This is a genomic window from Nostoc sp. (assembly GCF_036918245.1).
Taxonomy (GTDB): domain Bacteria; phylum Cyanobacteriota; class Cyanobacteriia; order Cyanobacteriales; family Nostocaceae; genus Nostoc.
Map to the genome: position 1 here is coordinate 201,636 of NZ_JBALEF010000017.1, position 22,424 is coordinate 224,059.

The 22,424-nt window shown below is 40.8% G+C and carries 9 protein-coding genes; all 9 read right to left on the reverse strand.

The features are described 5' to 3' along the window. Positions 1 to 666 precede the first annotated feature (666 nt). On the reverse strand, positions 667 to 1,644 hold the full coding sequence (locus tag V7L12_RS03780; RefSeq protein WP_335082255.1) for an iron-siderophore ABC transporter substrate-binding protein: 978 nt from the start codon (positions 1,642 to 1,644) through the stop codon (positions 667 to 669). A gap of 84 nt (positions 1,645 to 1,728) precedes the next feature. Continuing rightward, positions 1,729 to 4,350: a TonB-dependent siderophore receptor gene (locus V7L12_RS03785; RefSeq protein WP_335082257.1), complete on the reverse strand. Its 2,622-nt coding sequence runs from the start codon at positions 4,348 to 4,350 to the stop codon at positions 1,729 to 1,731. A 782-nt stretch (positions 4,351 to 5,132) separates the two neighbouring features. Further along, positions 5,133 to 11,627: an amino acid adenylation domain-containing protein gene (locus tag V7L12_RS03790; protein ID WP_335082259.1), complete on the reverse strand. Its 6,495-nt coding sequence runs from the start codon at positions 11,625 to 11,627 to the stop codon at positions 5,133 to 5,135. A gap of 14 nt (positions 11,628 to 11,641) precedes the next feature. Continuing rightward, on the reverse strand, positions 11,642 to 16,363 hold the full coding sequence (locus V7L12_RS03795; RefSeq protein WP_335082261.1) for an amino acid adenylation domain-containing protein: 4,722 nt from the start codon (positions 16,361 to 16,363) through the stop codon (positions 11,642 to 11,644). Between the two features lie 43 nt (positions 16,364 to 16,406). Then, positions 16,407 to 17,477 (reverse strand): HAD-IIIC family phosphatase, encoded by a 1,071-nt coding sequence (locus tag V7L12_RS03800; RefSeq protein WP_335082263.1) that lies wholly within the window; start codon positions 17,475 to 17,477, stop codon positions 16,407 to 16,409. A gap of 3 nt (positions 17,478 to 17,480) precedes the next feature. Further along, the gene (locus V7L12_RS03805; protein WP_335082265.1) at positions 17,481 to 18,665 is read right to left on the reverse strand and encodes an acyl-CoA dehydrogenase family protein; all 1,185 of its coding nucleotides are present in this window, start codon (positions 18,663 to 18,665) and stop codon (positions 17,481 to 17,483) included. A 276-nt stretch (positions 18,666 to 18,941) separates the two neighbouring features. Further along, positions 18,942 to 19,190, reverse strand: a complete 249-nt coding sequence (locus tag V7L12_RS03810; protein WP_335082267.1) for an acyl carrier protein — start codon at positions 19,188 to 19,190, stop codon at positions 18,942 to 18,944. Positions 19,191 to 19,209: 19 nt separating this feature from the next. Continuing rightward, positions 19,210 to 20,064: a 3-hydroxyacyl-CoA dehydrogenase family protein gene (locus tag V7L12_RS03815; protein ID WP_335082269.1), complete on the reverse strand. Its 855-nt coding sequence runs from the start codon at positions 20,062 to 20,064 to the stop codon at positions 19,210 to 19,212. 68 nt (positions 20,065 to 20,132) lie between these two features. Further along, positions 20,133 to 22,127: a carbamoyltransferase family protein gene (locus V7L12_RS03820; RefSeq protein WP_335082271.1), complete on the reverse strand. Its 1,995-nt coding sequence runs from the start codon at positions 22,125 to 22,127 to the stop codon at positions 20,133 to 20,135. Positions 22,128 to 22,424: the final 297 nt, after the last annotated feature.

Here is a 22,424-nt window from a genome sequence, read left to right on the forward strand (position 1 = left end):
TTACTAGTGATTAGCTTGAGCTAATTTATCGTTTTTATTGCAATTATTTTTTAATTAGCCTAGATTATATTAACGATAATTAGTAGCATTAGCAACAGAAGAGCCATCGTGATTAAATATGAAAAAATCGATATTTATCAGTGTTACTTATAAGAAGCTATTTTATCGAACTTACGCACTATACAAACGAATAATCTTCTGGGTAACGTAAATACGACATTTCAGCCTTTTACAAACCATCGTTTGTTTGTTGCCTAGGCAGATATGGCAAAAAGGCAGTTGAAAAATCTAGCTATAAGCCTTGAAAGGCATACCCCTTATTTCAGACTATCTGTCAATGCGTAAGTCCTAGTTAAATTTAGACATAGGACGATCCTTTTCAAAGTGATGAGACATATTCTCATTTTGGCTGCAAAGGTGCGTTATACAGCAGAATTCAGAATTCAGGAGCGGAGCCGGAGACGGAGCGCCTCCGGTCAGAATGGGCTAGGCCCCGCTGCGCTAACAGAAGGAAAACAGGCTTTATACCTTACTTTGAGACTTAGCTTGTGTACAACACCCAACTTGAAATCTACTGTATCAAAGTATTCTTCAGATTTCTTAACTCTTTTGACTCCTGAATTCTTACGGATTTGCAGACGAATTATGATGTGTTTAGGCATGAGTTCAAGGTGTGTTGACTAGATATTTAAATAAGTCATCGATTACTGCATTCATTGCTAAAATATCAAAACCGCCCCAGTTTCCCCCATCTACAAAATAAACCTGATTTTTTTGAACTACCTTGAGTTGTCGCCACAAAGGTTTTTGTTGAAGTTTCTCTAAAAACTCATTAGATTCATTAGCACCCTTCTGTCTCCGAACTAAAAAGAAGAGAACATCAGCATCAATATTAGACAACTGTTCTTCAGAAATAGAGTTTGTATAGTATAAATCTCCCCTTTGTCCTGATGGGCGTTGTAATCCAATATCCTTTATAACTGTACTAGCAGGATAGCTCTCTCCATAGGGTACTATTTTATTATCCTGATAGATACCAACAACTGATACTTGAAGTTTATGGCGGCGATCACCCAAAGCCTCCTTAAGTTTTTCAATTCTCTGATAATATTTGCTTATCAACCGCTTGCCAGCCTCTTGCCGATCCAGCACCTTGACAAGTTCTGTAAATTGTTGTTTCCAAGTAGGTGGTGGAGTAGGAAACTTCATGATGACAGTGGGCGCAATATAAGATAGCTGCTGATAGATATTTTGTAACCGAGAGTTAGCCATAATTAGATCGGGTTTAAATAGCAAAATTTTTTCTAAATTTGGCTCACCTAAGTCACCAACAGATTCAATTCCATCTGCCCGATCTCGAAGATATTCTGGAAGAGGTTCACTTGTAATGTATGTCGATGCAAATGGTTTGATATCCAATGCTAGGGTATTACCCAAAATAGTTATCCATAAAGTTATAACTCGTTGAGGGTTGAGAGGAATGCACGTTTCTCCCATCTCATGTTGCACCTTTCGGCAATTTTCTGTTGGCTGTTTTGAGCTTGTAACACTGTGCTTAATATTTAAACTACAAGCCGAAGCGAGTGTAAAGGTCAAAACTCCCAATAATAATAAATAAGTAAGGTGACGTAAAGGTATTTTCATGAACGCCTACTTCACACAATAGAAAAAGTGAATGATCTACGCTCCTATCCCTCAGGATGAAGCGTAGGATAGCAGGGGTTTTGCTCAAAACTGCCAGGAAATTGTGCCCTGTATTGTCAGGGGATCGCCAGGTATAATCCGATTTACGTTTTGTGCAGAGACAAAATAATCAGTGTCGAACAAATTCTTGATATTGATCGCAGCTCGGTAATTGTCCCGCTTGTAATAAATAGCTGCATCTATGCGTATATAACTAGGTAACTCAACCGTGTTGTCTAAGTCGGCTTGCCGGTTTCCGTAGTAAAAGGCTCCTACACCGAAGCCTAATCCTTTTAAACTGCCAGATTGAATTTCGTAAGTTGTCCATAGATTGAGCGCGTGTCTCGGCACATTATTCAGTTGATTACCCACTGTCAATGGATTGTCTTTTGTGATTTCTGCATCAGTGTAAGCATAGCCAGCAATGATGTTCCACCCTGGCAAGATTTCGCCAGATATATCAAACTCAATCCCACGACTGCGCTGTTCCCCAATTTGAATAGTTCGTCGTGAATCATTTGGATCATCGGCTGAGAGATTGGTGCGAGTCAAATCATAAAATGCCAAGGTTGTAGCTAATCGGTCAGTCAAATCTGCTTTAACCCCGATTTCATACTGCGTTCCTCGTTCCGGTTCAGGTAGAGCTGCACCGAATGCAGATGTCCCTTGGTTAAATGAACGGCTATAGCTGGCGTAGAGCGAGATCGGTTTAATGGGCTGGTAAACAATGCCAACACGAGGGCTAAAAGCTTCTGCTTGCTTAAAGTCGCTTGTTTGAGCAATTAAATCCTCATACTTTTGATTGGCAATATCAAAGCGTCCACCCAAAAGTACTTTTAAGTTTTCTGCTAGGGTAATTTGATCTTGAAGGTAAAAACCTAATTGTTGCACTGTATTTTTGAGAGCAAAATCTGGAAGAGTTGCTTGTGTAGCAGTTCCATACACAGGATTGAAAACATTAAGAGGAGTAGTGTCATTGAAAAGAGCTTTGGAATTAGTGTCAGTTTTATTCAAGTTAAATCCAGCGACTAGCTCATGCTTGATACTACCTGTTGTCAACTTAGCGACCACATAATTGTCTAGATTATAAGCATTTTCATCGAAGTCAAAATCCTCAACGCCTCTATCTATGGTACGCAAATCATCTTGTAATCCGAAAGGAGCCACAAGATTTCGTCTTAGGCGAAACAAAGAAGTCTGAAAAACGCTACGCGCTTGCCAATTTTCACTAAAGCGATGTTCAAAATTATAGCCAATCCGAAATGCACCATTAGAGGTGTCATTCAAATTAGGCTCACTTAAAAAACGATTACGAGGAATTCTCCCATTGGGGTTAGGCAGTACGCTTCCCTGTGCGGGTATTCCAAAATCATAGGGCCCCTCTGCAAGGGAATAGCTTGCTTCTAGGGTCAGCTTTGTTCTGTCACTAATTTGCCAGCTTACAGTAGGTGCAATTAGATATTGCTGTTGATCGTAGAAATCAATAAAGCTTTCGTTCGTTCCAGCAGAAGCATTCAGGCGATACAACACCGTTTTACTGTCATTCAACGGACCGGATAAATCAATTGCACCGCTATAGGAATTGTAGCTACCAATAGAAGTTTCTACGAAGTAGAATGGATCGCGCAATGGTTGCTTCGTTACTAAGTTGACTTGGCCGCTGAGTCCGCCTTGACCGAATAGAACTGAAGCGGGTCCTTTGAGCACTTCAACCCGCTCAATATTTGAGCCAAACCCAACACTCCCGATTGAACGGTCTTGTACCCCATTGAGTAGAGTCTCTGAAAAAGCACTAAAGCCGCGAATATTAATGACATTAAGAGGATCGCGAGGGCTTCGACCTCCTAGCACAACACCCGGCACATTTTTTAACACATCTGTGAGACGAGTTGCTTGCTGGTCTTTAATGACCTGTTGCGGTACCACCTGAATCGATTGGGGAATATCGCGCAACGGTGTGTCCGTTCGGGTGCCCACACTGGTATCAGGTACGTGATAGCCGTCTTGCTCACCCGTCACTACCAACTCAATTGGTTCATCCTGCTGTGCTGTGGGTTCCTCCGGTTTCGTCTCATTCGTTGGCTTCTCCGGTGGCTGCGTCGCAGTTGCAGCAGATACTACCCCAAAAACCAAACCTGCATCATCATCGAATAACTCAACCGTTGGTAATGCTGTTTCACCTGTCACTGTCACCCGGATAGTATTTGCATCGAGATTCGTAACTGTTATCTCAGTAATTTCCGGAAGTGGTTTTTCGGAACGAAATGTGAAAGCATCACCATTGGGTAAACGGAGTTGTGAGTTAGGTATATCAGCAATAAAGTTATTCCCAGTACTGCGATTTGTGATTTGCAGTTGCGCCCCAATGGATGTCTGTAAAATCACCTCTACACCTTTTTCAGTGGGAGTAGCTTTAACTCCCGTAATTTGCACAATTTCTGATGAGGGTGCTGGCGACTGCACTAGCATTTGGGCGCTAGTCTGGGGATGCTCTATCTCACTGAATTGGCGAATATCTCTAATTGACCTGGAATTGCGTAGTACCGATGCGACAGATTTACTTTGTACCGCTTGCCTGGGTATTTCTTGAGCAGTGGCGCTCATTGCACCCCAAAACGAAACAGAACTTGCTAATAAGAAAATTTTCGATAACTGCTTTGGCTTCATTTACTACTCCACACACCCGTCACCATCATCTGACTGAAAAGAATGTCAATAAGGCAGCAAATAGCTGAATTATTGAGATAAATTACTATCAAGTTGAAAAGAGATATTACAACTAATCGATAATTAATTGCAAGTATTTATCAGCTTTTCTTCACAAAGAGTGTTGAGCAAACAATCTCTGAATATGGCGATTGTTTAGATATTTTTATTCGTCAATATAGATTCGTGAAGTTTCAGATGATGAGCAGTTTGTCAAGAGGTTGGAAACATGAAAATTTTCTGTTGGCAGATGATTTTCAGGAAAGCGTGAGTTCCACGAACCTCTCCCTGCCTTAAACTTACAGCAGAATTCAGCAGCCAGAAGTCAGAATTAGAATAAGTTGTCTGTCTAGCTTTAAGAGCTAAATATTGTACTTCACTAACTTGAAATCTGCTGTCAAGTTAAAGTCTGTGCCTCTTTAAGTCGGATAGGGGCGTTTTTGTGTAGTAAAAACTCTTAGTGGTTTTTAATTGAGCTAATTCGGACACTATACGATCTGTTGAATTTACGTCAGTAAAAGGTGATAATTCTAGCTTGAGTACAGGTTTTAGCATGCTTTGACTAATACAACATGGTGTAAATAAACTACCCATTCAAAACCGATGAAACGCTTACGCTGTATTAATTTTGAATTTTGTTAGCGAGTGCGCGTACCTCTACGGGGAAGCAAGCTACGCGCAGCGTCTCGTCAAGAGCGTCATTTTTAATTCTGCCTTGTGGTACTAGCCCATTCAATCCATCCTTAAATATTTTCAATAGATTTCATTTTTTGAAGACGCTTTTTCTGTTGAGCTTTACCAGCTTCGATTTTTTCACTGACAATATCTGTTACCTGAAAAAATGGGGTTCCATTTTGGACTTGATTAAAATAATCTACTAAAGAGCTTATAGTCGGATATCTAAATAAGTCGAGGACAGATAAATCGCTCTTAAATATTTCACGCAACTTGCTATGAACCTGAATTAAAAGTAATGAATGACCACCAAGTTCAAAGAAGTTATCATCAACTCCTACCTTCTCAACATTAAGTATTTCTTGCCAAATATTGGCAATAGTTTTTTCTACCTCGGTTTCGGGTGGCTGATAAACTGCTTCCAAATCAGGACGTGCTGTATCAGGTATAAGTAGCTTTTTACGGTCAACCTTACCGTTAGGTGTGAGCGGTAGTGTCTCCAATGTGACAAAAGTCCCTGGTATCATGTAACTTGGCAACTTTGACTCCAAAAAGCCTCGCAGTTGATTAATTGCCAGTGTTTGCTCTGAATGTGGGACTATATAAGCTACTAAACGCTGAGAATCGACTGAATCTTGTTGTACTGTAAGTACGGTTTCTCGGACTGCGGGATATTGACTGATGAAAGCCTCAATTTCTAAGAGTTCAATGCGGAAACCACGGACTTTCACCTGGTGGTCGATACGACCAATGTACTCAATCTCTCCATTAGGCAGATAGCGGGCTAAATCTCCTGTTTTGTACAAGCGTTCGGAATTTGATGATTGGTCTTCCTTCCCTTCTCTGCCTCTTTGGAAGGGATTGGGGATAAATTTTTCAGCAGTCAGGTCTGGACGGTTTAAGTAACCTCTAGCCACTCCCACGCCACCAATATAAAGTTCACCCGTTACACCTACAGAAACAGGGTTTAGATATTTATCAAGTAAATAAATATGGATATTTGCTATTGGGCGACCGATGGGAATCGTCTTTTGGTTAGTACTACTATTTTTGCATTGCCAAAAAGTGACATCTACGGCTGCTTCTGTTGGGCCATAGAGATTATGCAGTTGAGCATCAAGTTGATTAAAGAAGTGTTGTTGAAGTTGAACAGGTAATGCTTCACCACTTACCATTACTCGTTTGAGGCTATGACATTTTTCTAATCCTTTTGCTTCCAAAAAGGCTTGCAGCATCGAAGGTACAAAATGTAAGGTCGTAATTTGCTCCTGTAAAATCAAGTTGACTAAATAGTTGGTATCTCGATGTCCCTCTGGTTGCGCGACTACTAAACGCGCACCGATGATTAATGGCCAGAAAAATTCCCAGACTGAGACATCGAAGCTGAATGGTGTTTTCTGTAAAATCCGATCCCTTGCTGTTAATTGGTATGTGGATTGCATCCATAGTAGGCGATTGCAGATTCCCCTATGACTATTCATCGCCCCCTTGGGTTGACCTGTAGAGCCGGAGGTGTAGATGACGTAGGCTAAGTTATCTAAGCTGAGATTAGAAGCTGGATTTTCTTGAGTGTGTTGGCTGATGATTTCCCAGTTGCTGTCTAAGCAAACTACTTTAGCTGTGTGAGTTGGTAAACTTTCTACTAGCTGCTGTTGTGTTAACAACACCTTTGGTTGAGAGTCTTGTAACATGAAAGCCAACCGTTCTTGGGGGTAGCTTGGATCTAATGGTACATATGCGCCACCTGCTTTGAGGATGGCTAAGAGTCCGATCACCATCAACAGCGATCGCTCTACACAAATTCCCACTAATACTTCTGATTTTACTCCCAAAGTGCGTAAGTAGTGGGCTAGCTGATTTGCTCTGGCGTTGAGTTCAGAATAGGTCAACTGCTCATTTTCAAATACTACTGCGATCGCATTAGGTGTTTCTTTTACTTGCACCTCAAACAACTCGTGGATGCATTGTTCTTGCGGATATTCACTCTTAGTATCATTCCATTCCACTAATAACTGGTGTTTTTCAGGTTCTGTTAACAGTGGTAACTCCGAAAGCCTCCCTTGGGGATTTGCCACAATACCTTGAAGCAAGGACTGCAAATGTCCTGCTATCCGGCTGATAGTGCTTTCCTCAAATAAATCGGTACTATACTCCAAACTGGCAAATAGTCCCTGTGCTGTTTCTGCCATCTCTAGGGTCAAATCAAATTTGGCACTACCACTCTCAATTGCCAGAGTACTTAAAGTCATACCAGGCAACTTTAAATCTGACATTGGTGCATTCTGAAGCACAAACATCACTTGAAATAGTGGTGCGTGGCTCAAGTCTCGCTGTGGTTGTAGTTCTTCTACCAACAGTTCAAAAGGCAAGTCTTGATGTACGTAGGCTCCTAATGCAACTTCCCGCACACGAGTTATTACTTCTTTAAAGGTAGGATTACCTACAAAACTAGTTCGCAGTACCAAAGTATTGACAAAAAGTCCAATCAACCCTTCTGCTTCCGCGCGATTGCGGTTAGCGATGGGTGAACCGACCACAATATCTTCACTGCTAGTGTAGCGCCATAACAGAGTCTGGAAAGCTGCCAGCAAGGTCATAAATAAAGTGGCTCCTTGCTGCTGGCTGAGTTTATTCAAGGCTACGGATAACTCATTAGATAGCTCAAATGAATAGGTTGCACCCCGGAAGGTCTGAACGGGGGGACGTGGGTGGTCTGTGGGTAACTCTAGTACTCTGGGTGCCCCCTGTAACTGCTGAACCCAGTAAGATAGCTGCTCGTGTAACGCCTCTTTTTGTAACCATTGTCGTTGCGAAGCTGCAAAGTCTACATAGTGAACAGGTAGTTCAGCTAAGGGTGAGGGTTGTTCATTACAGAAGGCTTGATAAAGTGCTACCAACTCACGCACCAGCACACCTATCGACCAACCGTCAGAGACAATGTGGTGCATCGTGAATAACACTACATGCTCTTGTTCACTTACCCGTAGTAGTTTCACCCGCAGCAGGAGGTCACTTTTCAGGTCAAAGGGTTGTTGTGCTTCTGCTAATGCTTGCTGTCTGACTTGAGCTTCTTGTTGATTTGTAGCTAATTTACTGATGTCAAATACGGGCAAAGGTAGTGATGTTACCGATGAGATGACTGCTATGGGTTGCCCTTGTATTGTCTGAAAGTTAGCTCGCAAGGCTTCATGACGGCGGAGAATTTCGTTGAAACTTTGTTGTAGTGCTTTGAAGTTCAATTGCCCCTGTAGCCGAACAGCAGCAGGAATATTGTAAAAGGAACTGTTTGGATCTAGCTTGGCAAGGAACCATAACCGCTGCTGGGCAAAAGACAGGGGTAACTCTTGCGAACGTGAAATTCGCTCAATGTCTGGTGTATCAATTCCTAAGCCTATCTTGGTGGCTTTTTCAATGTCTTTAGCCAGCCCAGCTATTGTTGGTTTTTCAAATACGCAATGTAAAGGAAGCTCTACTTGAAAAACCTGCCGGATCTGGGAAATCAGACGGGTTGCTAATAGGGAGTGTCCACCCACTTCAAAGAAGTTATCATCAATGCTAATTTTCTCAATACCAAGTACCCGAAGCCAAATACTAACTAGCATCTCCTCAATTGGTGTGGAAGGAGGTACAAAAGATGATTCAGGTACTAGCTGTGTCAGACCAAGCTCTGGCAAAGCGTTACGGTCAATCTTACCATTAGGAGTAAGAGGGAGTTGATCTAGGAGCACAAAAGCTGCTGGCACCATGTAGTTTGGTAACTTTGACTCCAGGAAGTTACGCAATTGAGAACTTGTCAGTGTTTCTTCTGTGTGTGGGACTACATAGGCGACTATTCGTTGAGAATCTGCTGCTACAACTACAGTTTCTCGCACTGCTGGGTGTTGACTAATAAATGCTTCAATTTCTCCGAGTTCAATGCGGAACCCACGAATCTTCACTTGATGGTCAATCCGACCTAAATATTCAATGTCTCCATTCGGTAAATATCGGGCTAAATCACCGGATTTATAAAGGCGTGAATTTGGTTTATTACTAAAGGGATTAGGAATAAATCTAACAGGTGTTAGTTCTGGTCGGTTTAAATAACCTCTGACGACACCAGCACCACCAATGTACATTTCACCTGGTACTCCGATAGATACTGGTTGGCCATATCTATCTAGTAAGTAAACTTGCAAGTCAGGAATTGGACGACCAATTAGACTTCCTGATACTACTTCTAAGTCTGCCATTGTTAGCGGACGATATGTGACATGCACGGTTGTTTCTGTAATACCGTACATATTGACTAACTGTGGAAACTGGTCGCCATGACGCTCAAACCAAGGCCTTAAACCCTCAAGCTGCAAAGCTTCTCCACCGAAGATCACTAATCGCAGATTTAGTCCTTTGGCAATTCCCAAGGATTCTTCTACCTGTATGAGTTGGGAGAAAGCTGAAGGTGTTTGGTTAAGTACCGTCACTTGCTGCGTTAACAACAATTTGTAGAAGTCTTCGGGTGAACGACTCAGCCAGTATGGTACTACCACTAATTTTCCACCATACAGCAGGGCACCCCAGAGTTCCCAAACGGAAAAATCAAAGGCTATGGAATGGAATAACGTCCAGACATCCTGTTGGTTAAAGTTATACCAAGACTCAGTTGCTGCCAACAAACGAACAACATTGCTGTGATTGACTAAAACGCCCTTGGGTTGACCTGTTGAGCCAGATGTATAGATGATATAAGCCAAGTTATCAGTTGTACAGTCATTGATTGGGTTTTGTTGACTTTCCTTAGCTATAATTTCCCAATCCGTATCTAGACAAACAACTCTAGTCTGATGTTGTGACAAATTCTCTTTCAGGTGCTGCTGCGTTAGTAACACTGACACCTGAGCGTCCTGCAATATAAAAGCTAAACGTTCTGGTGGATACGCTGGGTCAAGAGGTACATATGCACCACCTGCTTTGAGGATGGCTAACAGTCCGATGACCATCGAAAGCGATCGCTCTACACAAATTCCTACTAATACTTCTGATTTTACTCCCAAAGTGCGTAAGTAGTGGGCCAGCTGATTCGCTCTGGCGTTGAGTTCAGAATAGGTCAACTGCTCATCTTCAAATACTACTGCGATCGCGTCTGGTGTTTCCTCTACCTGAGACTCAAACAATTCATGGATGCATTTTTCTTGCGGATATTCGGTTTGTCTATTATTCCACTCTCCTAATTGCTGTTGTTCTGCTGAGGTTAAGAGTGATAATTTTTCTAAGCGTTGATAGGGATTAGCAACCATGCCTTCCAGCAGTGTTTGCAGGTGTCCTAACATCTGGTTGATGCTGAAAACATCAAAGCGATCGTTCTCTTGATAGGCAATCTTAAATAATAACTCTCTGCCTGGAATAATACTTAGAGTTATCGGATAATTAGTTTTTTCAAATACGTGTATATTTTTAATTTGGACGTTTAAATCCGCCTGTTCCAATGTTTCATCTAGAGGGTAATTTTCAAATACCACAATACTGTCAAATAAGGACAGATTAGCTGGAACCTGACTCCACTTCTGTATATCCACTAACGGCGCGTACTCGTACTGACGGGTCTCAACTTGTTGAGCGAACAGTTGTTGCAGCCAAGGGAGCAATTCTTGCTTGGGACTTACTTGCACCCTGACAGGCAAAGTGTTGATAAATAGCCCGATCATAGATTCTGCATTGACTAAGGCAGGAGGACGACCAGAAACTGTAGCTCCAAAAAGTATATCTTCTTCACCGCTGTAACGGTTCAGCAGCAACGCCCAAGCTGCCTGCACTAAGGTATTAAGGGTGAGTTGATACTGTTTGACAAAGGAATTAAGAGCAGCAGTTGTCGTCGGAGACAATTTCAATTCTTGTTCATTGTAATCCTGTTGTTGATCGGGTTGGTATCCAATGAGTGGATTAATTCCCAGTTGAGTGGGAGATGTCAAACCTGAAAGTGTCTTTCGCCAAAAAGCTTCCGCTTGACAAATATCCTGCTGTTGCAACCAAGCGATGTAATCTCGATAGGGACGGGGTACAGCTAAGTAAAGATTTTCGCCTTCACAAAAAGCTCTGTAGTAAGCAATAACTTCCTGATACAGGTTAGGTACTGACCATCCGTCAAGTAACAAATGGTGGTTACTCCAACAGAAATGATAAACTTGCTCTGCCAAGCGAATTAGTCTGAAGCGCATCAGTGGGGCTTGCGAGAGTAAGAAACCATGTTGGCACTCTGCTTGCAAAAGGGTTTTTAAGCGTTGTTGTTGCTCAGTTGGAGATATTTCCCGCCAATCTAGCTGTTCCCAGGGGAATTTGACCTCCCGACAAACTACCTGAAGAGGTTTTTCTAAGTTTTCCCACACATAGGCGGTTCTTAACACGGGATGACGAGTTATCACTTGCTGCCAAGCTTGGCTAAAGGCAGTAACGTTTAATGCTCCATGCAACTCAAAGCACATCTGTTCTACGTAAACACCAGAGTTGGGAGCATAAATACTGTGGAACAGCATCCCCTGTTGCATGGGAGATAAAGGATAAGCATCTTCAATATTTTTTAAGCTCATCTTGTTTCTCTCCCTTAAAATGAAATTTGTTGCAAAGCTAAATCGAGTTCCGCTTGGTTTAACTGCACCAAAGGGAAGTCAGAAGGCGTAAAACCAACTCCTTGCGGAGATTGACAGTGGGCGATTATAGAGCGCAAAGCCTCGATAAACCCCTGCGCTAGAGTTTCAACTGTGGATTGTTTGTGCAGGTTCCGACTGTAACGCCACTGCAATTTCAGCTGACCTGAAATAATACTGCTGTCAATTTCCAGCAAGTATGACCGATGATTGTGATCGCTTTGGTTGTTACCCTCAGATTCACTAGCAAATTTAAACATTGAAGATGTATTTAATACTTGGTCTAGTTGACCCAAGTAATTAAAAATCACTTCTGCTTTAGGTAGAGAACGCAATACATCAGTCATTCTCCTATCTTCATTGAGGTAGTACAGCACTCCGTAGCCGATACCCCGATTTGGTATCTGCCGCAGTTGCTCTTTTACCATCTTTAAGGCTTCTCCAGGGTTGCTAGTTTCTTCTACACTTAACACAATCGGAAATAGACTGGTAAACCAACCTATTGTCCGCGAGATGTCTGCGTCTGTTAATATTTCTTCCCTGCCATGTCCCTCTAAGTCGAATAACACTGTGTTTTGTCCAACCCATTCAGCAAAAGCTTGTACGAGTGATACAAGCAACACATCATTTATTTGAGTTCGGTAAGCGGCTGGTACATCTTGCAACAGGGCTTGGGTTTCTTCCGCACTCAAGCTGACTGTGACATTAGCGACAGAACTGATCGTATTATCTCCACCTGGATAATCAACAGGTAGAGAGGAACAAGGTTGACGCAGTATTTGCAACCAATAATCCATTTCTGCTTGTGCTGCTGCTGATTGAGCATATTCTTGTAGTTGATCAGCCCATTGTTTGAAAGAAGTAGTTTTTGGTGATAATTTGATATTCTCACCCCGACTTAGCTGTACGTAAGCTGTCTGCAAATCTTCCAAGAAAATCCGCCAAGAAACTCCATCTACAACCAAGTGATGAATCACAATAAACAGGCGGCTGTGCTGATTGACACCAACATTAAATAAAGCAACTCGCAGTAATTGCCCAGAAAATAGGTTAAGACTGGCTTGGAGTTCACTGCAAGTCGCAGTAATGGCGGCACTTTGGCTTTCTGGAGGTAATGTCGATAAATCGATGACTGTAATTGGCGCTACCTGCTCAAATTCGGCAATCTTTGCCTGCCATTTTGATGATTGTTGGATGAATTGCGATCGCAAAATATCGTGGTGTTGTAGCAAATAATGTATTACTTGCTCCAGAAGTACTGGATTGAGTGCTTGCTGTACCTCTAGTAGAACAGCCTGATTGTAATGATGATAATTGGATAAATTTTCTTCAAAAAACCAGCGCTGGATGGGTGTTAAGGGGAATGAGCCAGTTACTAAACCTTGTTCAGCTGACATTGAGATGTTGGTGCTAGCAACTGTTGCTAATTCGGCAATGGTTTGGTGCTGGAACAATTGTTTGGGTGTGAGGTGTAGTCCTGCAAGGTTTGCTTTGGATATGACTTGAAAACTGAGGATAGAATCTCCACCCAGTTCAAAGAATTTGTCATTTATACCTACCTTTTCTAAGCCAAGTACTTGCGCCCAGATCGCCGATAATTGTTTTTCAACGGTCGTTTGAGGTGCAATATAGGTTTCTTCAAATTCTGGGCGTATCCGGTCAGGCTCTGGCAAAGCCTTACGGTCAACCTTACCATTAGGAGTAAGAGGGAGTTGATCTAGGATCACAAAAGCTGCTGGAACCATGTAGTTTGGTAACTTGGACTCCAGGGAGTTACGCAATTGAGAAATGGTCAGTGTTTCTTCTGCGTGTGGGACTACATAGGCGACTATTCGTTGAGCATCTGCTACAACTACAGTTTCTCGCACTGCTGTGTGTTGACTAATAGATGCTTCAATTTCTCCGAGTTCAATGCGGAAGCCACGAATCTTCACCTGGTAGTCAATCCGACCAATATACTCAATCTCTCCATTGGCTAAATAGCGGGCTAAATCTCCTGTTTTGTACAGACGCGCTGCTTCTTGGCTAAAGGGGTTAGGGATAAATTTCTCAGCAGTCAATTGCGGGCGGTTTAAATAGCCCCGACCCACTCCCACACCACCGATATATAATTCCCCTGTGACGCCTACAGCCACAGGGTTAAGATGCTTATCCAGCAGATAAATCTGGATATTATCAATTGGGCGACCAATGGGAACTGTCTTTTGCTGGCTGATATTATTGTCTTCGAAACTGCTTTGCTGCCTGCACGCCCAAAAGGTGACATCGACGGCGGCTTCCGTGGGACCATAGAGATTGTGGAGTTGGGCATCAAGTCGATTAAAGAAGCGTTGTTGAAGTTGAAGAGGTAAGGCTTCGCCACTGACTATCACCCGCTTGAGACACTGACAATTTTCCAATCCTTTTGCTTCTAGGAACACTTGCAGCATCGATGGCACAAAATGGATGGTGGATATTTGTTGTTCTCTAATTACATTCACTAAGTAGTTGGTGTCTCGATGTCCCTCTGGTTGTGCTACTACTAAACGCGCACCGATGATTAATGGCCAGAAAAATTCCCAGACTGAGACATCGAAGCTGAATGGTGTTTTCTGTAAAATCCGATCGCTTGCTGTTAATTGGTATGTGGATTGCATCCATAGTAGGCGATTGCAGATTCCCCTATGACTATTCATCGCCCCCTTGGGTTGACCTGTAGAGCCGGAGGTGTAGATGACGTAGGCTAAGTTATCTAAGCTGAGATTAGAAGCTGGATTTTCTTGAGTGTGTTGGCTGATGATTTCCCAGTTGCTGTCTAAGCAAACTACTTTAGCTGTGTGAGTTGGTAGACTTTCTACTAGCTGCTGTTGTGTTAACAACACCTTTGGTTGAGAGTCTTGTAACATGAAAGCCAAGAGTTCTTGGGGGTAGCTTGGATCTAACGGTACATATGCGCCACCTGCTTTGAGGATGGCTAAGAGTCCAATGACCATCAACAGCGATCGCTCTACACAAATTCCTACTAGTACTTCTGATTTTACTCCCAAAGTGCGTAGGTAATGTGCAAGTTGGTTGGCTCTGGCGTTGAGTTCACAATAGGTAAGTTGTTCTTCCTCAAAAACCACCGCTACGGCGTCCGGCGTTCTTTCTACCTGCGCTTCAAACAATTCATGAATGCATTTATCCTCAGAATAATTGGTAGTGGTATCATTCCACTTAACTAACAGAGTGTGCTGCTCTGCAATTGTCAACAGTGGCAAATCTGATAAGCGCTGATCTGGATCGGTAACAATACCTTCTAGCAAATTAGTAAAATGCCCGATCATTCGGTCAATAGTGACAGCATCAAACAGGTCGGTATTATACTCCCAAAACCCCCAAAGCTCTGACTTGGCATCCACCACAGACAGCGTTAAATCAAATTTCGCTGTTCCAGTGTGGTTGTGAAGCCATTTGAGAGTCAGATCAGGCAGTTCCAAATCTTTTTTGCTATCTTCCTGGAAAACAAACATGACTTGAAACAGGGGTGTATGACTGAGATTCCGCTCAGGATGCAGTTCTCCCACTACTCGCTCGAAAGGTATATCAGTATGAGCATAAGCACCCATGCATACTTCGCGCACTCGACCAAGTAATTCTAGAAAACTTGGGTTTCCAGAAAGGTGAGTACGCAGTACAAGGGTGTTGACAAAAAAACCAATTAGTCCTTGAATATCAGCATGGTTGCGGTTAGCTATTGGGGAGCCAACGCAAATGTCTTCTTGGTTTGTATAACGGTATAGTTGTGCCTGAAATGCCGCTAATAGGGTCATAAACAGGGTGACACCTTGCTGGTTGCTTAAAGACTTAAGCATACTAGTCAAGGGTGCTGATAGCTGAAAAGAAGCGATCGCTCCTCTGAAGCTTTGTACTGGCGATCGAGGACGTTCTGTAGGAAGGGACAAAGTGCTTGGGGCATCTGCAAGTTGTTGCTTCCAATAGGAAAGTTGAATTTTTTCTCGCTCACCTTGCAGCCACTGACGTTGCCAGATGGAATAGTCTGCATATTGAATGGGCAATTCTGAGAGTGGGGAGGGTTTTCCAGCCGAAAAAGCTGCGTATAATGCTGCTAATTCTTGGTTAAGTATTTGTATTGACCAGCCATCACAGACTATGTGGTGGATGACTAATAAAAGTAAATATTCCTGTTCGCCTGTTTGCAATGACATCACTCGCACCAAGCGACTGGATGCTAAGTCAAAAGGCTTTTGAACAATTTCAGCAGTTAGTTGCTCAACTTCTGCATCTTGCAATGCTTGCGGTAAGTTGCTCAAGTTCACCACTGGTAACTCTACAGTCAAAGTGGGATGAATCACTTGAACTGGTTGCTTATCCAAAGTTTCAAAAGAGGTACGCAAAGATTCGTGTCGTCTTACAATCTCATTAAAACTCTTCTCTAGAGCTACTAAATTTAGAATACCTTTTAATTGTATACACGCAAATTCGTTGTAAACACAACTTTGGGGTTCTAACTGTTGGAAAAACCATAGTCCCTGCTGAGCGAAAGACAGAGGAGCCGGACTTTGCTGGGTACGGCGAGGAATAACTATTTTTTGAGTATTAGGGTTATCCTCACCCCGTAAGCGCTTTTCTAAAATTGCTTGTTTAGCAGGTGAGAGCTTAGAACGTCGTTTAATAATTTCATCTGCTTTGCTATTCATAATATTATCCTTATAACCTTATCAGTATTTTATTACTAATAAATTAAGCAATTACTTGAAAATTTACATAGGAAGGTACAGGCTGAATCCGACTCAAATCATTTTCAAAAATAACTGAATTGCCATTGTGATCAATTTCCTTAAACCCTGCGAATTTATAAGATATATACATCATTCTGTTGCGATCGTTTGGCACAAACTCTGCTAAAAGACGAACATTACTGCTTTGAGCCAAACCCATAATATGATTTAACATAATTGTCCCAACTCCCCTCGACATAACACGACAAGACATCAGCAAAAGCTTGATTGTCCATGACTTAGGGTGGCATTGAATCATAACTAAACCTATCTTTCCGTAGCTGCCATACTTATCTTCCAGACTTGCAATTAGCAGTTTATGATTTTCTGATTGGCGAAAATGATTTAGTTCGTCGTAGGAGTATGTATAACCGGTTGTATTCAATTGGTTAGTTCTTAGTGTTAATTCTTCTGCACGCTGTAAATCTTCTTCTTTAGCAAAAGATATTGTGAAATTCATATTGAGAGTAGCTAAAAATTCGTCTGCTGTGCCAACAAATTCTTTCTCTGCATTTTGACGCTCAATATCACTAACATACATCAACCTTCTAATTCGTGAATCTTCCGTAATAAAACGGGGATTCATCACTGGCATATCTAAAATATTACCTATTTCATCTGCGTTTATACACAAAATTTCTGGTAAAGAAAATTTTACTTCTTCTAGTTCAAATAATTGGTCATCAATGAAGGCGATCGCATCCATCCCAATATTAACTAACTTAGCAACTTCTTTGATAGAAGCAGCCTTAGAGTTCCAATTTATTTGTGGGTATAAAAAATACTCTTTTAACCCAAATTCTTCTAGTTTAGCTATTGCTGTAGCATGTTCGTTTTTACTCGCTATAGATTGTATAATACCACGATTATCTAAAGTCTGAATAAGATTTACTATATTTTCTCGCAGAGAGACTTTCTCATCTTCCAGCAAAATCCCATACCAGATGGTATTATCCAAATCCCAAACGACACATTTAATAACTTTTTTGTCTTTTTCTTTGCTATTTACGTCTTGTTTTTGAGTACTAATCATATATTAAATTCTCTCTGCTAATTCTTTTTCCAAGCCAGTAGTCACACTTGCAAAAAGATAATCTTGATAACCTGACTCAGCGATCGTAATTTCTTGAATTTGAGTACTACCTTCAATGATTTCCATGATTTTAGAGTCGCGTAAATACCTTTCAACTGGGTATTCACTACTACAACCATTGCCACCATGAATTTGCACGGCATCATTTGCTATTTTGGTAGCTACTGTGGATGCAAAGTACTTAGCAATAGAAGTCTCCATAATCGAGTTGGGGTCGTTAATGTCTTTGAGATAACCAGCTTGATAACACAGCAGTCTTGCTGCTTTCACGTTAGTTATCATCTGACTAATCATTTGACGAATTAATTGATGTTTTTTCAGATAAACGCCAAACTGTTTTCGCTCATTTGTATACTTGATACAAGCTTCTAAACAAGCTTGAGCAATACCTACAGAGCCCGATGCCACACTATATCTACCATAATCAAGCGCAGCAGAAGCAATGTAGGAAAATCCAAAACCCAGTTTACCTACTAAGTTTTCTACAGAAACGTGACAGTTATTAAAGTGTAATTCTGCTGACATTGAAGCCCTAACACCTAAAATCCCAGACATTGGTTTTACTGACAGTCCAGGATTACTTTTTTCAACTAAAAAAGCAGTGGGTTTCCCCTCGCATTTAGCAAAGACCAAAAATACATCTGCTATTTGTCCATAGGTAATCCATTTCTTTTGTCCATTTAAAATATAAGCATCATCAGCAAGTGTTGCTGTTGTTTCTACACTTTTGGCATCGCTACCTACATTAGGTTCGCTTAATGCAAAAGCAGCTATCATTTCTCCAGATGCAAATTTGGGAAGCCAATACTGTTTTTGGAATTTATTACCCCACTTACACAAAGCATGAGCAACCATGTTGTGAACTGTCAGCAAACTCCGCACAGAAGAACATCCTCGTCCAATTTCTTCGTTGAGAATGCCATAGGTAATCATGTCCATTCCTTGTCCACCATATTCTTGGGGCAATATGGCACCGAGAAAACCACGTTGAGCTATTTTCTTAATTAGTTCTGGCGGGGTAAATTCTTTCCTATCCCATTCGCCAGCATCAGGGCATATTTCCTGATTAACAAAAGCTCTAAATTCCGCTTTAGCGTTTTTTTGTTGAGCAGACAGTTCGAGTTTCATAATACCATTTCTGCCACATCAAATGGCAATTTATATTTTATCAAGAATAACTCAGAAGTCAGTCGTCATAATTCAGAATGTATTCTGTACGAGTGGCTGATAGAGTAGCGATTCGCCGTGTTCGCTAGCATCTGAGTATTAGATTAAAGCCTTGTCCTCTCCTGGGCAAAAATAAATTCAAATATTCTTCCTTTCTAAAACTCTATCCCTTGCCTGTGAGACGCTGCACAAACATGTGTAGAGTATTCTGAATTCTGAATTTTGACTACTTTTTTATTACTGCACAAGAATAGCAGTTTTACGTTCAATTAAATTGGCGAGAGAGTTGATTGTGCGGAAATTTTCAAATTCTAAGTCTTCGTTTTCAATAGTAATTTGAAACTCTTGTTCTACAAACAAGACAAGTTGCATGGCAAACATAGAATTGACAAAACCTAGTGCAAAAATATCTTCATCTGGTTGCAAATCATGATTACCGAAGAATTTTGAAAGAAAAGTTTTGATTTTAGATTGAATTTCGTTCATTATTCTTGATATTCCCTATTTATTGATACACGTAAAAACCTTTACCATTTTTTTTACCATGCAAACCTGCATCTACCATTTTTTTGAGTAAAGGGCATGGTCTGTACTTGCTATCGTTAAAGTTTTCATACAAAACTTCGATAGAAAATAAAATTGTATCTAGACCAATTAAATCTGCTGTTTCTAAAGGGCCCATTTTGTGACCAAAACAGCCTTTAAAGATTTTGTCCACATCTTCTGCCGTTGCAACTTGCTCTTGCAACAGAAAAACAGCTTCGTTAATAGTTAACATCAACACACGGTTGGAAACAAAACCCGGTGAATCATTAACAATGATGCATTCTTTACCCATCTGAGCCAGCATTTGTTTTGCCGTTTCAATTGTTGTATCAGAGGTATGATATCCACGAATCATCTCCACCATCGGCTTCATTGGTACAGGATTCATAAAGTGGATACCAACAACTTTATCGGCACGCTTGGTAACTGAAGCTATGCGGGTAATGGGAATTGCTGATGTGTTAGCAGCGAATACGCAATCTGCTGGACAAATAGAATCTATTAAGGGATAGACCTCTCTTTTAATATCCCATTTTTCAGTGACATTTTCAACTACAAAATCTGCTTTTTCTAAATTTTTATAGTTTGTCGAAAAATCTATTTTAGTGAGGATACTATCTGGAGTTTCCGTGTTGTCACTTTTTTTGAAAAAACCCTGAAAGCGGATATTATTCCTGATTTCATGTTTAGCTTTATCCAGGACGTTTTCAGAAATATCTACTAGAACGACTTGATGACCTGTTTGAGCGAGGTTTTGTGCAACCCCTATTCCCATCACCCCCGCACCAACAACACCTACTGTTTGAATGTTCATGATTTCAACTAACCTCCATTTACATGTTCTTGTACTTAAGCTAGTAAGTGATTAAGAATAGTATTCACTTATGGTCTTAGTACAATTAAGCGCTGCGACCATAATTCCATTAGATCATGAATGATGTCTTTAGCTTTTCCTTCTTCTGTCTCACAATATTTATTGAGGAGGTTCTCTATTGTCTTCTCACTGTTCGCTAACGTCAAAACATCAAAGACTTCGGCTGATACCTCTTGCTGAAATTCCTGATTATAGCTGTTCTTAATATAGAAGGACTTGTCAAACTTTTCCTGTGAATCAAACTTCTTAACCTGATGCAACGAAATATGAAGGGGGAGAAAAAGCCTAAGAGACATATAATTCCACCATGATACATCTTTTTTTCTGATCAGGTAATTTCCCACAACAGTATAGTCTAGTCCTGTAGTTAAAAAACAAACTACAGTATCTTCAACAGAATCTACAATTGATTCAACATTGTTATTGAATGACGTATTAAGCAAAATTGGAACACCGGTCAACTGTTTAAATGAGTTAATTAAATCCCAATATTTTTTGTTTGTTTTTTGTGATACTGTTTGGATTCTAGCTGTTCCATCAACATGAGTTACTGCTCCTAAAATTTGACGTTTCTCTTCTTTAACATTAACTACAAATATCATGAATGGGAGTTTTTTTTGATTATGTGGAACTTCAAAGAATTCATCCACATCCTCTTCTAAAACAGACGGAGCGAAAGGTCTGTAGCCTTCCCGCTTTTTGATCATTTTGTTAATACGAGTTTTATTTTCTTCTGGACGGGGATCTCCAATAATACTTCTGTTTCCCAAAGCTCTTGGCCCAAATTCAGAACGACCTTGAACCCATCCCACAACATAACCACTTGCTAGTAACTTTGCTGTCTGTTCAGGAACATTGTCCAATTTATCGAAGGCAATAAAATCTTGCCATTGCATCAATTGGTTTAAAACAGAGGAAGAACTGCCGATATCTGTTCCCCAGTAAACATGCTCAAGCTGAGAAGGCTTCTTAGCCATTGGATTGGCCTGATAATAGGCATATAAAGCAGAGCCTAAAGCGCAGCCTGCATCATGAGCCGCAGGCTGAACAAATACATTTTCAAACATTCCAGAGCGCAATACTTTACCATTAAGAGTGCAATTATGAGCTACTCCACCTGCCAGACAAAGATTTTTATGTTTGGTTTCTTGTTTTTGGTGTTTAATCACATGAAAAACTATATCCTCTAAGGCTTCTTGAAGTGATGCGGCAATATCCTTATGGGTTTGTGTGAAAGGTTCTCCTTTTCGGCGTGGTATCCCTAAATCAAAAAGTGAGATTATCCTATCTCCGTAAATTTCATAATCTCCGTTAGGAAGTAATGTATAGAATGTTTGAAATAAGTCTCTATTTTTTTCTGGGTTCCCATAAGGAGCTAGTCCCATTACTTTATATTCATCGAATTCGCTATACCCCAAAAAAGTTATTATTTCCCAATAAAAATGACCAAGAGACTGGGAGGCAGGAATGTCGGCTATTTGCTTAAGTATTGTTCCATTGCCCTCAAAGATCATCCCAGAACTATTCTCTCCCTCTCCGTCAAATGTGGTAATTAGGCTGCTTTCATAACCAGAAAAGGCAAAAGCGCTCATTGCGTGTGCATAGTGATGAGGAACAAAACAGAACTTATCTTCATCTATTTCACAGTTTAATGCTCTACGGAAAAGGTTCTGAAAAAATATTCTTGGCTCAATTGTTGTTAACTGGGGATTATTCAAAAACATTAGTTTAAGCGATGTCTGAGCGTATTCCATTGAACTGTAAAATGCAATCAAGTCTACGTCCTGTAGTTGTACGCCATGACTCTTTAAGCAAAAATGCAATGATTCAAGGGGAAACTTACTTGTATGCTTTATTCGATTGAGTCTTTCTTCCTCAATTGCACAGACAACTTTTCCATCTTCAACCAAAACACACGCTGCATCATGAAACGCATTCCCTAAATTTCCAGGTCGCTCCTCAGAAATAAGCTCGAACCCTCCAGAAAAACCTAAAACTAACATTTTATCTACCTCCGTATTATGAAAATAATCACCTTAAAATTTATTGATAGCTGCCAAAATATTGTTGATAAATTGATGCTCAATATCTCTTTCGTAAAATTAGAATACAGTATATTTAGTTTTGCTAAATTTGCTTTTAAAATATAAATTATATATTTATAAGCAAAGTCTAAATTTACTTGTGTAATTGCATCTTTGGATTAGGTAAAGCCGCTGTTGTGACTAAATGTCCCGCTTTTGGCAATCCTAATCCTAAATAAATATATAGCTTTAGCACTCTCAAGCTCCACCTAGTTG